The organism is Pseudoflavonifractor capillosus (assembly GCF_016899775.1).
Lineage (GTDB): Bacteria > Bacillota > Clostridia > Oscillospirales > Oscillospiraceae > Lawsonibacter.
In genome coordinates this window covers 1-13,177 of sequence record NZ_JACJJE010000069.1, presented here as the reverse complement: position 1 = coordinate 13,177, position 13,177 = coordinate 1, and the positions used below count along the sequence as shown (strand labels likewise).

Below are 13,177 nucleotides of genomic sequence, written 5' to 3'. Positions count from 1 at the left end.
ATGGCAATTTCCATTCTTCTGCCCTCCTTAGACGCAAGAAAACCCGCCGCAGAATTTTTCAATTCTGCGACGGGCCCTTTCTTTTTAAAACAATTGTAACTACTCTGCGTGCACTATGGCCTGAAAAATTGCAGGCAAGACAATGTAAGCCATGTCAAAATAAAATAGCGACACTTGCTACCCAATAGAACACAAAAACAGAAGGAGGAACATTCATTGAACATCTACGGTTACATTCGGGTGTCCAGCACGGACCAGAAAGAGGACCGGCAGCTTCTGGCACTTAAAGAGTTGGATGTCCCAAATATGCGAATCTATTTGGACAAACAGTCTGGAAAGGATTTTCAAAGGCCACAATACAAAAAAATGCTCAAGAAAATCCAGAGGGGTGATCTGCTCTACATTTTGAGTATCGACCGGTTGGGGAGAAATTATGAAGAGGTCCAAAAGCAGTGGCGCATCCTAACCAAGGAGATTGGAGCGGATGTGTGCGTCCTGGACACCCCGGCCCTGGACACCCGGCGGGCTAGAGACCTCATTGAGACTCTTATTTCTGATGTCATCCTACAAGTACTTTCTTTCGGAGCGCAGGTCGAGCGGGAGCATATCCGCCAGCGGCAGGCGGAGGGGATTCGGGCAGCAAAACTGCGTGGTGTGAAATTTGGCCGCCCCCGCAAGGAACTGCCCGGTAATTTTGCGGAGATATGCAGTGCATATTGTTCTGGAACAACCTCCCTCAAAGCGGCCGCAGAGTCATGCGCAATGGCTAAAACCACCTTTTATGATGCTGTTTGCCGGGAGAGAAATTCCGCTTCCTGTATAAAATAAGTCGGTCGGATAGGTATACCAATGCGACTGACAAAACTTTTTCATTTTGCTATTAACTTTCGGGAAACGGGTGACGATATATGCATTGAAGGCAATAAAGTGTGTGGATAAATGTGTCGGTCGGATAGGTATACATTTTCGACCACATCATCGGTTTAAAACGAAAAAAACGCTTGTAGAATCCCATAACATAACTCCAAATGCTGGAAACTTTCTTGCATGTAACTGGAGTTCAAGTGGATCAAAGATTAAAACTGTGGGTTCACCATTTTGCATGGGAAAGCATTTTGAGCGGAAAAGATTTTCTGGCCTTTGAAACACAAAAAGAGCAATCGAGGTGAACCGATGGCAGGGAAAGAAAAAGCCTTCAAAGAAAGCGGAAAGTGTCTCCAATACATCACCATTAAGGCAAGGCTCTATCCCACTGAGCAGCAGGCGGAGCTCTTTGAAAAGACCTTTGACTGTTGCCGCTACCTCTGGAACCAGATGCTCACCGACCAGCAGAGATTCTATCTGGAGACAGGTGCCCACTTTATCCCTACCCCAGCCAAATATAAAAACCTAGCGCCGTTTCTTCGGGAAGTTGACAACCAGGCGCTGATCCAGGAGCACAACAAGCTGTGTCAGGCGTTTCGGGTGTTTTTCAAGAATCCGGAGTCCTTTGGTTATCCCAGGTTTAAGAGAAAAAAGGATGACAAAAAATCTTTCTCTGCCTGCAACCACAATTTTCCCTCTGGGCCTACCATCTACACCACCAAAGACGGCATCCGCATGACCAAGGCAGGGATTGTAAAAGCAAAATTTTCCCGCAAACCCAGAGCTGACTGGGCCCTGAAGCGGATTACCGTGCAAAAGACAAAAGCCGGAACGTTCTACTGCTACCTAGTGTACGCTTACAGGGTGTGCACGCCGAAGGCAATACAGCCAACTGAGGAACGGACAGTGGGCATCAAATACTCGGTTCCCCACTTCTTTGTAACCGATGATGGCACTACAGCGGACCCGCCCCATTGGCTCAGGGAGTCTCAGGAAAAGCTGGCAAACTGTCAGCGGAAGCTGAGCCGGATGCAGCCAGGGTCCAAAAACTATCAGGAGATGGTTCAAAAATACCGTGCCCTCCACGAGCACATTGCCAATCAGCGCCGTGATTTTATCCACAAGCAGTCCAGCCAGATAGCCAATGACTGGGACGCCGTGTGTATGCGGGACGATGCGCTGGATGAGATGAGCCGGACCATGAATCGGGCCAACCTGTATGAGGCAGGCTTTGGGATGTTTCGGGAGTGCTTGAAATATAAGCTGGCCCGGCAGGGAAAGCAGTATATCCTGGTGGACCGGTACTATCCTTCCTCCCGCATTTGCCGGCACTGTGGGTATGAGCTGCCCCAAGCGGCCGATTATAACCGCCAGACCTGGAACTGCCCGCAGTGCGGGGCGTTACTCAACCGGGAGGTCAACGCGGCACAAAATATTAAACAGGCGGGCCTGCGGCAGATTTCTTCCCATGGGGAAACCTGTAAGCCTTGCAAAAAGAGTCCGCCCCAAAAGTAAACCATAGTGTTCAGAAAACTATTTGCCCGGCTTTTTTAGAAAGCTGGCGCCGGTCGGGACGCCGGTAAGCGCCCGTAATCCGGATTTAGTGCGTTGATCGAAGCGAAATGCATCCATTCCGTTTCGATCCGCGTGCTGAAAACCGGAAAGCGGGAAACGAGAGGGTATCCTTCCATCGTTTGGGAAGCGTGCCCAAAGCCCTTTTCCCAGGGCGTCCATAATATTATGACGATGAAAATTCGAGAACCATCAGGTTCCGGCGCGGAAAGGAATCCGTTGCCAGCGCTGGGAAGGAGACCACACGATGCTCTGTCTAACCATTTCGCCGGGTGATTACGTCACCATCGGTGACAATGTCATCCTTCAATTCGACCACATGACAGCGGGCCGATGTGACTTGGTCATTCAGGCCCCAAGAGAGATCCCCGTTTTGCGGGGAGAGGTGTGGGAGCGGAGCGGTGAAAGGCGGCCTGACTGTGTGTTTGAAAAAAGCCGCTGGAGAAAAGTGGAGATCCCCTGGAACCGGAGCAAGGAGCAGGCACTTTGCGCCATGCGGAAGCTGTTGGAGCGTATGGATGAACAAGACGAGAATGTCAAAGCGCTCCGAAGGCAACTCAACCACATGTTCCCGCCCGTGAAAGAGGCAAACGCAGAGTAACTTAATTTTGGTTTCATCCGGTGCAGCTAGCCGGTTGAAATATAGATTCCTGTACCAAAGGGTTTTAAGCAGTCCGGCCGGATGTTTTGAGCCTGGAAGTACACCCCGTACCCGCACAGGGATGTGCGCAAGGGTACAACCCCCAGCACAGTTCAATTTATTTAGAAAGGAAGCTAAATGAAATGAGAATCCAACATAACATAATGGCGATGAATGCCTACCGCAACTACAACAACAACACCTCCGCCCTGTCCAAGAACCTGGAGAAGCTCTCTTCCGGCTACAAGATCAACCGCGCTGGCGACGACGCCGCCGGTCTGGCCATTTCCGAGAAGATGCGCGCCCAGATCACCGGCCTGGACAAGGCTCAGGACAACGCCAAGGACGGCATCTCCCTGGTGCAGACCGCTGAGGGTGCTCTGACCGAGGTCCACGATATGCTCAACCGTATGTACTCCCTGGCTGAGCAGTCCGCCAACGGCACCTATGACGGCACCGACCGTACCCAGCTGCAGAAGGAAGTCAACCAGCTGAGAAAGGAGATCGACCGTATCGCCGATTCTGCCAACTTCAACGGCATCAAGCTGCTGGATGGCTCCATGAACGAGAGTACCGTCACCACCTTCAAGGACACTGCGACGAATGGCAGCGCCGCAATCAACCTGGCAATCAGTGTGGACAAGTTCCAGCTGGCTAATGGTTCTGACGGTACCCTGTCCTTCACCTTTGCCCACAATGCCACCGCTTCCCAGACGAACAAGGCCACAGTCACCGCCGCCGGAGCGGTCACCATTACGATCGATGGCGGCAAGGACTACTCCGCCGCCGAGATCCAGGAGATCTTGAAGAATGCGACTGGCACCGCTACCAGCGTCAGCGACGAGGTGCTCAATGCCGTGAAGAGCGCCACTGTGACCGGCACGGTCGACAAGGCAACGGGTACCGCAGCCGCCATTAAAAACACCACCGGAACCGCTGCGCCGGGCACTGGCAGCGAGCTGGTCCTCCAGATTGGCGACACCAGTGATGACTTTAACCAGCTGTCCGTGGGCATCAAGAGCTGCAAGGCCAGCGCCATCGGAATCAGTGACCTCAGCATCGCCGATCAGACCGATGCTGCCGACGCTCTGGATATCATCAAGAGCGCCATCAACTATGTGTCTGACGTCCGCGGCACCCTGGGCGCCACCCAGAACCGTCTGGATCACACCATCAACAACCTGAGCGTCATGCAGGAGAACATCCAGGACGCCGAGTCCACCATCCGCGACACCGACATCGCCGACGAGATGATGGCCTACACCAAGAACAACATCCTCATCCAGTCCGCTCAGGCCATGCTGGCTCAGGCCAACACCGTGCCTCAGGGCGTGCTGCAGCTGCTGCAGTAATCTTAAATACTGGTTTCTATTCAGATTACGCACCCAATACCAGGAAAGGGGGCTGGGATCAACGCCCAGCCCCCTTTTTGTACCAAGGGAGGACATTGCTATGCGAAGCATAGATCTTGCCAGACAGCTGGCGGAGGCAGGCCAAAAGGACGATGCCCAGAAGGGTTATTTTCTGGCTCTGCAAAACAAAGAGGAACTGGACCCCAAAGAAGAGCTGGAGGCCGCCAGTTACCTGTTTTTTTCCAAATGGGACTATAAACTCCCTTTCACCATTTTTATTTCTCTCTATAATCGCGGTTTTTTCCAGGCCGAGCTGATGGATTTGATGCTTCAGGCCTTTTATCTGCCCAATGTACAGCGGCAGCAGAAGCAATATGGGCGCAACTGCCGCGCTCTGGCACGGTACCCTTACTTTTTCCGGGACGAATTTCTTGACTTTGAAGAGTTACCCATTCTCTTTTTCCCCTTTGATGATGAAGGTTATATTCCCTTTTTCAAAGCTGAGAACCGTTTTGGTGACTATACAAATTTTGACGATCCGGTCATCGACCGCTACTTTTTTGGAGATTTAGAAAATCCCATCCTGGCTCAGGATGTTTACTCCCAGTATCAACTGGAATATTTAAACGACAATGTGCGCAAAAGTGAGTGGGTAGGGCGGGAAAACCATATTTACCTCCATTACACCGACTGGACTCAATTCTGCACCTATCTCCAGTGTCTGGATTTTACCCAGCTTCTGAAAGAGAAAAAGCTGGTCTTTCTAATCGAAGAGGAAATCTCCCAATATCCCATTGACTTCCAGGCCCGCTTTGGGATCGATTACAGCCAATTTCCTGTAAGGCCTGTGGGTATTCGGGAAATTCAGCGTATCATTTGGCACATCCAGCTATCCACCCATAATGGCGGCGACTTTTTCAATGAGATTTTTTATGACCACCCCAATCTGATCGCTCTTGAGTCCGTTATGTTTGAAAATGTAGAAGAGATCATCAAAGAGCAGCGCAAGGCGCTGGCAAAAGCGAAAAAAGGAGATGGTCCCTATCCCGCCTCACTGAAAGAGCTGCTGCAAATTCAAAATCCCACGGATAAAGACCTGGTGGTAGCTATATTTTTGGCCAGTAATGGCGCCAGTCACAGCGCGTGCGGCAACTGCCGCATTGCACCCGCATTACTTTTCCAGCCTCACTTTCCCAACATGGTCTACCGTCCCCAGCTCAACCAGACCGGAGACCGTGCTATCCTAGTTTCCGAACAGTATGAGGCAATTCGGAACTCTCCTCTGTTCCAGCAGTTCAAATATGTAAAATCCTTTACCCCCATGCGCCGCCCCACCACCAGCTATGGAGCAACTGTCCGCTTTATGGTGAACAGCACCCAAGAGGAGGACGGTAAGGACACTGTCGTAGGAGATGCGTTTCTAGACCGACTGCTGAACCGCAGCTTTATGGTGGACCGGAGTGACCGGCTGTACCGGGACAGTGTGCTGGTACGATTTGAAGACGGCAAATTGAATCCCAAAGCTACCTTTACCGCCCTGGCGGAATTCTTGGACATTCCTTATACTGAGAGCATGACCTATTGTTCTGGCCGAACTGGTATGAATCCAGAATCATTAAAAGGAAACGATCGTGGCTTTGATCCCGCCGCTATCTACCGTACCTATGATGAATACGTCAATGATGATGATCGCGCCCTGCTGGAATATTTCCTGCGGGATGCTTATCAGGAATACGGTTATGAATTCCACTATTACCACGGAGAAACAGCGGACATGGATTGGGTCAAGGAGAAACTGAATGGGATTCAAAATCTGGATCGCCTGATCAAGGAAAGTATACTTCGTTGGGTGGACTACACAAGCAAAGGCAACAAATCGGTTACGTTTATAACCAATAGTGTTGCCCATTCCCAGGACGAGACCGCAGACTCGATTGCTCAGCGTAGGTTAGACATCATTCATGAAGATCGGTTGGAAATCACAGAGCTGCTGATGAAGAATCTGCTCTTTGTCAACCGGGACAATCAGCCGCTCCAATTCATGAAAAAGCTGGAGCTGGACCCGGAGCTGTTGGAACAGCCGCTGTACCATTAAAGGAGGGGTAAGGATGGATAATCCAGGAACTGTCTATTTCTTCACCGGACTGTCCGGCGCAGGTAAGACTACTGTGGGCGGTCTCTTTTACCGCCGTCTGAAATCCACCAAACCCAATGTGGTCTATCTGGATGGGGACGAGATCCGTCTGGCCTTCGGTGAGGACGTTGGCTACACGCACGAGGAGCGTCTGCGCTGGGCGGGACGAATCTTTCGGGTGTGTAAGCTGCTCTCCGACCAGGGCATCGATGTGATATGCTGTTCCATCGCCATGTTTGACACAGTGCGCCACTGGAACCGGGAACACATTCCCAATTACAAGGAAATCTATATCCGGGTCAAAAAAGAGACCCTCATCCAGCGCAATCAAAAGGGCCTGTACACTGCGGGACACAATGTGGTGGGCGTGGATCTTCCCTTTGACGAGCCCAAGTCCCCCGACTTGATCCTGCAAAATGACGGCGACCGCACGCCTCTTGAACTGGTGGAAGAGGTAGAGCGCAAGTTCTATCCCAACATTGTGGAAAACCCCATTGACAATACTGCCTACTGGAATCAATACTATCACAATCAGATTTGCTCCACCCAGCCCTCTCCTTTCGCTCAGTATGTCTCCACCCTCGTAGAGCCGGGGAAGACTCTTGTGGATCTGGGCTGTGGAAACGGACGGGACGCGCTGTTTTTTGCCGGACAAGGTCTGGATGTGCTGGCCATTGACTTGTCCCGCGCCGCCATCGAGCAGCTCAACCAAAATCCGGTGGATCATGCTCACTTCCTGTGCGGCGATTTTATTGCCAGCGACGCCCACAAACCGGACAGCTATGATTACGCCTACAGCCGTTTTACGATCCATGCCATCAATCAAAAGCAGGAGACCATGCTGCTGCAGGCCATGTTCCGGGCGTTGAAACCGGGCGGGAAATTCTTTGTAGAGGTTCGCAGCGTCAACGATCCTCTATACGGAAAAGGAAAGGCAGTTGAACGCAATGCCTTTTTCTATGATAACCATTACCGCCGCTTTATTGTCCGGGATGAACTGGTCCATGCGTTTGAGCATTGTGGATTCCGGGTGGAGTACGCCAAGGAGCAAACCGGATTTGCCCCCTACGGAAACGATGATCCTCCAGTCATCCGTATTGTAGCTGTCAAACCATAGAGGAGGGAATGTCATGAGATTATTGGCCGATCTTCACACCCATTCCACCGCCTCAGATGGTCAATACTCCCCTGCACAAGTGGTAGAGCTGGCCCACAAATCGGGCATTCAGGTATTGGCCATTACCGATCACGATACCATTCACGGTGTGGAAGAAGCTGTACAGGCTGGACAGTCTCTGGAACTGACAGTCCTCCGGGGGGTAGAGCTGGGCGCCCAGGAAGACCGCCATATGCACATTCTGGGACTGGGGCTTAAGCAAGACTGTCCTGAGCTGGCTCAGCTCTGCCAGAAGCTGCTGGATGGCCGAAATGAGCGGAAATACCGCATCGTCCGTTTTTTAAGTGAGAAGGGCATATCAATCGACCTGGCCGAGGTGGAAGCGCTGGCTGGCGGCGATGTGATCGCCCGTCCTCACTTTGCCCAAATCATGGTGCGTCACGGCTATGTGAAAGATTCACGTGAGGCCTTTGACCGCTATCTGGACACAGAGGAGTATCAACGTATCGAGCGCTTTAAGGCCAGCGCAGAGGCCTGTATCGCCGCCATCCACCAGGGAGGTGGAAAAGCCGTTCTGGCACATCCATACCAGTTAGGCTTTTCAGAAGAACATTTGGAGCAGACCATTCGGGCATTAAAAAATAATGGTTTGGACGGTCTGGTGTTTTCGGTAAAATGAAAATGTAGCAAATGGTACTCAAAAAGTGAGCACCCCAATGGCAAATAAAAATGAGCCATTGTCAGCACCCGAAATAAACGCTACCCTTTAGGTGGGATAACCCATAAGGGGGTAGCAGAAAGGTGTTACGAATGGCTCAAATCAAGTATATCAAAGACCTCTACGAAAATGAAGAGGCAAGTTTGCGGGAAATATGCCGCATAACCGGCCACAGCTTTGAGACTGTCCGCAAGTACGCCTACCAGGAAAACTGGAGCGAGGACAATCTGCCGGATATTGAGCCACAGAGCTATCCGGTGCTGCAAGACTTCATCCCCATCATTGATAAATGGCTGGAGGAGGACCGAAAGGCCCCCAGGAAACAGCGCCATACAGTAATGCGGATTTACCACCGCCTGTGTGATGAGCATGGGTTTACTGGCTGCTATTCCACCGTGAAAAAGTATGTCCGCAAGAAAAAATATGTCATGAAAACTCTGAGTGCCGGGTATCTCCCTCTGGAGCACCCCAAAGGCTGGGGACAGGTGGACTTTGGCCTTGCGGAAGGCGAATGGGCCGCTACCGGAGAACGCTTTCCGTTCTATGCGCTGACGATCTCATTCCCCGGCTCTAACAACGGAGTAACGCAAGCGTTCCCGTCTCAAAACCAAGAGTGCCTGCTGGAAGGCATGAAGCGGATTTTTGAGCACATTGGCGGCGTCCCTCCCAGGCTGCGGTTTGACAACATGACCACGGCGGTTGCTCAGGTACTAAAAGATGGTGAGCGTGTCCTTACGGAGGGCTTTACCCGCTTTATGCTCCACTACCGTTTCCAGGCTGATTTTTGCAATCCGGCTTCCGGCAACGAAAAAGGCAATGTAGAGAACAAGGTTGGTTACAGCCGCCGCAATGCGTTTGTCCCGGTCCCAGTCATTACCTCGTTTGAGGAATTTAATGAACAGCTCTTGGAGTGGTGCGAAAAGGACGCTGACCGGCTCCACTACAAGCACAAGGTTCCCATCCGGGAACTTTGGGAAGAGGACAAGGCGGCACTTTTAGAGCTGCCACAGTATCCCTTCTCTGTGTTCCGCTACACGACGCTTACCGTGAGTAAAACAGGCTTTGTAACGATTGAGACGAATAAATACGGGCTATCTCCCATGCTGGCCGGCGAAAAAGTACAGGCCAAAATCTTCTATGACCATGTAGCGTTTTACCACGACCACAGACCGGTTGGACGCTTTCCCAGAAGCTACAAAACCAATGATGATGTCTACGACTGGACGCAGTATGTGTCCACCCTCTGCAAAAAGCCAGGAGCGATTGAGCATACCCGTTTCTTCCACCAAATGCCGCAACGGTGGCAGGATTATCTTGCTTCCACCAAGGGAAAAGAGCGGAAGAGCGCCCTGCAACTTCTCAGCGAAATCGTTGCTGACGGAAACTCTGAGTTCTGTGATGATGCTCTGGAAATGGCAGCCGCCAATGGCCGGGCCGATGTGGACAGCCTGCGGCAGTGTTATTACATGATTGCCAAGAAGGAGTACCGCCCAGATCCGCTTAAACTCTCCGGAGCCCCATTGCTGAACTACAATCCAAACCTCTCAGCCTATGATGGCCTGATGGGAGGTGAGGCTCATGGCTGAACAGATTGAACAGCTCATGCGGCAAGTGAAGCTGGGCGGCATGGCGAAAGGCTGGCGGAGCGTCCCCTACGAAAATACCGAGCAGTATGTGACCGATCTCTTGACACTGGAATTGCAGGAACGAGAAACCAACCGGATTAACCGCATGGTAAAGACGGCTGGTTTCCGGGTGATGAAGACACTGGATGATTTTGTGTGGAACTCCGCCATTGAACTTCCTGGCGGCTTGCCACAGGAATACATGACCGACCTCCAGTTCCTTGCCCCAAAAGAGAACCTGATTTTTATGGGGAGCGTTGGGACGGGAAAGACCCATCTGGCTACGGCTATTGCTTTGAAAGCCTGCCAGGAGGGGCGGCGTGTCCGTTTCTTTACTGCGGCTGAGTTGGCAAACATACTGCTGGAAAAGAACACCAAGGGAACCTTGAACAATTACCTGGGTACGCTGAAAAAGGTAGAGCTTGTTGTGATTGACGAGATTGGTTTCGTCCCTCTGCACAAGGACGCCGCTGAACTGCTGTTCCAAGTGATTTCCGATTGCTACGAGCGCAAGAGCCTGATTATTACTTCAAACCTGGAGTTCTCTCAGTGGAACACTGTCTTTGGGGACAACCGCCTGACTGCGGCGCTCGTTGACCGGCTTATCCACCACAGCCATATTGTGATTTTCTCTGGGGAAAGCTACCGGCTTACCCAGTCCCTAAACCGCCAGAGGGCATACACTTAGGGTACTCAAAATTAGTGCAAAAGGGCTTTGGGCACCGATGTGAGCACTTGGCCCCTATTGGCACCGATGCGAGCGTTTGGCCTCCGGGGGACCGATGTGAGCATTAGGCCCCCAGGGCACTCACTCTTGCAAAAGGCCCTCATCTTTCCGGGTACTCAAAAGGTGAGCATTTGGTACTTGGGAAAAACATTGCTCACGACATGAAATCTGGTGCTGAAGGTGCTCACTTTTTTGGGGCCCTTTTGCTCACATTTTCGTTTGACAAACACAGTCTGGAGTGCTACTATCCCCGGCATACACCGAAAATGGTGCAAAACTATCTGGAACTAGCCAGGAGATATGACTTAAAAGTTACGGCCGGAAGCGATTTTCATGGGGAGCGGGTAAAGCCGAATCATGAACTATCCCCCACCTGTCTTGAACTTGTGTGGCTGCTGGGTGATGTTAGAAAAAATATATCCTGTATTTGAAATGACTTTGTCCCTAAAAGGTAAGGGGAAATTTGAGATCTACTGGCGCACAAATTGTTTTGCATTCATTGCTTTGCATATACTTTACCATCTCATGAGCGGAGAGAAATACGCCCTGCTAAAAAAGAAAAGCAGCTCTGCCGGGTTGTCGGCCAACGCTGTACCGGGATAATTAGGATAATATGCACGATGCACTAAAACTGCTCTATGACAGATTTTATACGCCACTGCCCATGATGGATCCTGAGCAGGAAATTGAAAGTTGCCACCATCAGATCATCGAGCAATTGGAAAAACCAGAGAGGAAACTGGTATTGCGGATCATGGATACCCAGAATCTAATGGCTGAGGAACACGCTACGGACAGTTTTCTCTGTGGATTTCACCTGGCTTTGGAAATGGCGAACGAATTGAATTACAATTACTATAAACAGGAAGCAGTAGGCATCCAGCACACCTCACCTGTGCGATACCATTTTTTGCAGGATGTCATCAAGCTGCTGGAATGCTGCGACTTATGGATCGCAGCCACTCCGAACGATGCTGATCATAATAAGCAAAATTACCCTTGTCCATAAAACGCTTCATTTCTGGCTGGTCTTCGCAGGCACGATCCGCCGCCAGGGGCGGCGGTGAAACGCCCGCCCTTCAGGGCGGGCGTTTTACGCAAGCATAGCGTTTTGATGTCAAAACGCGCTTGCAGGGGAAACCCCTGTCCCCAATGCCGCCTTCGGGCGGAACTTTCCGGCAAGGTTGCCGGAAGGTCGTCTGAGCTTAGATCGGGTTTGGTGAAATCATCAAACCCGATCTCATTTGAACATTTGGCAATTCCGGCAGCAGTTCATTGCGCTGAAAATCGGGTCCGGCAACCTTGCCGGACCCGATTTTCACCTGCATCAGGATGTCGTTTTTTCAATAAACTGTCTACATGATTGGGTACATTACAATCCGTACAAGGGTGTCCATGTTAGCACCCTGGAGGTCAAGAAATCCAGGGCAGGGTGCATCATGAGACCCCCATTTTTCTTTTTTAATGCGGACACAGACTGTCCGCATTATCTGTTAGGATGGGTGCGAGAACCGGGGATGGCCCTAGAGCCGTCTCCCGAGAGGAGGAGCAGCATGAACACACAAACACACCGCACCTGTATCCGCATGAGCCAGGAGGAATACGACCAGCTGAAAGAGAAAAGCAGGGCTGCCGGACTGTCCGCCAACGCCTGGCTGATGAGAGAGCTGGAGCGAAACCGCCCTATACTTTACCGGGAGAAAGAGACGAGAGCGGCCATCGCCTTTGCGGATGAGGCTGGCCGGGACATCAACGCCGTGGCCAGGGCATTCAACAGCGGCTGCGGCACCGCCCAGCAGCTGGGCTTTTCCGTCCGCCGCCTGGCCCAGGTGGTGGAGCAATTCCGGCAGGTGCGAAAGCTGGGGTATCCCTATGCGGTATAAACACAAGCCACGCCCACCTATACGGGACAACAGCTGTTCCTTGTCCGTCCGCATGACGGATGAGCAGTACCAGCGGCTGTGCCGCTATCTGGCCATCACCAGACTGCCGGTCACAACTTATTTCCGCAAGCTGATCAAGGAAACCACGATCCACGCCCGAATGCCCAGGCAGAAGATAGACCCGCATCCCGCCGTAAACCATATCTACTCCAACATCCGGCAGATCGCCCACTGCCCAAGGGCCAGAGAACTCGCCCCGGAGCAGATCGCGCAGCTGGAGTTTCTGGCGGACAAGCTCTGTGAGGAGTGCTTCCTTCTCTCCACCCAGCAATAGCCTCTGTAAGGCCACAGGAGGCCCCGTGTGGCCTCGCAGGCCCAGAGGGGGAATAGGTATGGCCCCAGAGAGAAACTGGGCGCTTTCAGCCGAATCGTCAGGAGCGTCACTTTTATGTCACAGGAGCAGAAAATGGGCCCGTCGCAGAATTGAAAAATTCTGCGGCGGGTTTTCTTGCGTCTAAGGAGGGCAGAAGAATGGAAATTGCCAT

Annotated in this window: 14 protein-coding genes; 13 read left to right on the top strand and 1 reads right to left on the bottom strand. The window is 51.8% G+C overall.

Features of this window, described 5'->3' with window-relative positions:
- Positions 1 to 216: 216 nt before the first annotated feature.
- From H6B31_RS14825 to H6B31_RS17345, 11 genes are all read left to right on the top strand, one after another.
- A complete protein-coding gene (locus H6B31_RS14825) occupies positions 217 to 828 on the top strand; it encodes a recombinase family protein (protein WP_204899207.1) in 612 nt (203 codons plus the stop codon).
- Between the two features lie 312 nt (positions 829 to 1,140).
- Positions 1,141 to 2,379: an RNA-guided endonuclease InsQ/TnpB family protein gene (locus H6B31_RS14820; protein ID WP_243419082.1), complete on the top strand. Its 1,239-nt coding sequence runs from the start codon at positions 1,141 to 1,143 to the stop codon at positions 2,377 to 2,379.
- A gap of 304 nt (positions 2,380 to 2,683) precedes the next feature.
- A complete protein-coding gene (locus H6B31_RS14815) occupies positions 2,684 to 3,037 on the top strand; it encodes a carbon storage regulator (RefSeq protein ID WP_204899206.1) in 354 nt (117 codons plus the stop codon).
- 182 nt (positions 3,038 to 3,219) lie between these two features.
- A complete protein-coding gene (locus tag H6B31_RS14810) occupies positions 3,220 to 4,428 on the top strand; it encodes a flagellin N-terminal helical domain-containing protein (protein ID WP_204899205.1) in 1,209 nt (402 codons plus the stop codon).
- Between the two features lie 100 nt (positions 4,429 to 4,528).
- A complete protein-coding gene (locus H6B31_RS14805; RefSeq protein WP_204899204.1) occupies positions 4,529 to 6,523 on the top strand; it encodes a hypothetical protein in 1,995 nt (664 codons plus the stop codon).
- A gap of 13 nt (positions 6,524 to 6,536) precedes the next feature.
- Positions 6,537 to 7,679, top strand: a complete 1,143-nt coding sequence (locus H6B31_RS14800) for an adenylyl-sulfate kinase (protein ID WP_204899203.1) — start codon at positions 6,537 to 6,539, stop codon at positions 7,677 to 7,679.
- A gap of 13 nt (positions 7,680 to 7,692) precedes the next feature.
- Positions 7,693 to 8,358, top strand: a complete 666-nt coding sequence (locus tag H6B31_RS14795) for a PHP domain-containing protein (protein WP_204899202.1) — start codon at positions 7,693 to 7,695, stop codon at positions 8,356 to 8,358.
- Between the two features lie 131 nt (positions 8,359 to 8,489).
- Positions 8,490 to 9,983, top strand: a complete 1,494-nt coding sequence (gene istA, locus H6B31_RS14790) for an IS21 family transposase (protein WP_204899201.1) — start codon at positions 8,490 to 8,492, stop codon at positions 9,981 to 9,983.
- Positions 9,976 to 10,710 (top strand): IS21-like element helper ATPase IstB, encoded by a 735-nt coding sequence (gene istB, locus H6B31_RS14785; RefSeq protein WP_016146601.1) that lies wholly within the window; start codon positions 9,976 to 9,978, stop codon positions 10,708 to 10,710. Before istA ends, istB begins: the two co-directional genes overlap by 8 nt.
- Positions 10,711 to 11,106: 396 nt before the next feature.
- Positions 11,107 to 11,352, top strand: a complete 246-nt coding sequence (locus H6B31_RS14780; RefSeq protein ID WP_204899200.1) for a hypothetical protein — start codon at positions 11,107 to 11,109, stop codon at positions 11,350 to 11,352.
- Positions 11,353 to 11,416: 64 nt separating this feature from the next.
- Positions 11,417 to 11,758: a DUF6809 family protein gene (locus H6B31_RS17345; protein WP_243419081.1), complete on the top strand. Its 342-nt coding sequence runs from the start codon at positions 11,417 to 11,419 to the stop codon at positions 11,756 to 11,758.
- Positions 11,759 to 11,954: 196 nt separating this feature from the next.
- Here H6B31_RS17345 and H6B31_RS17600 read toward each other — a convergent pair whose 3' ends face one another.
- Positions 11,955 to 12,077, bottom strand: a complete 123-nt coding sequence (locus tag H6B31_RS17600; protein ID WP_275960731.1) for a hypothetical protein — start codon at positions 12,075 to 12,077, stop codon at positions 11,955 to 11,957.
- A gap of 225 nt (positions 12,078 to 12,302) precedes the next feature.
- On the opposite strand from H6B31_RS17600, the gene H6B31_RS14770 reads away from it, so the two are divergent.
- Positions 12,303 to 12,632, top strand: coding sequence for a plasmid mobilization protein (locus H6B31_RS14770; RefSeq protein ID WP_204899199.1), 330 nt, complete (start codon positions 12,303 to 12,305; stop codon positions 12,630 to 12,632).
- A gap of 52 nt (positions 12,633 to 12,684) precedes the next feature.
- The gene (locus H6B31_RS14765; RefSeq protein WP_204899198.1) at positions 12,685 to 12,966 is read left to right on the top strand and encodes a hypothetical protein; all 282 of its coding nucleotides are present in this window, start codon (positions 12,685 to 12,687) and stop codon (positions 12,964 to 12,966) included.
- Positions 12,967 to 13,177 lie beyond the last annotated feature (211 nt).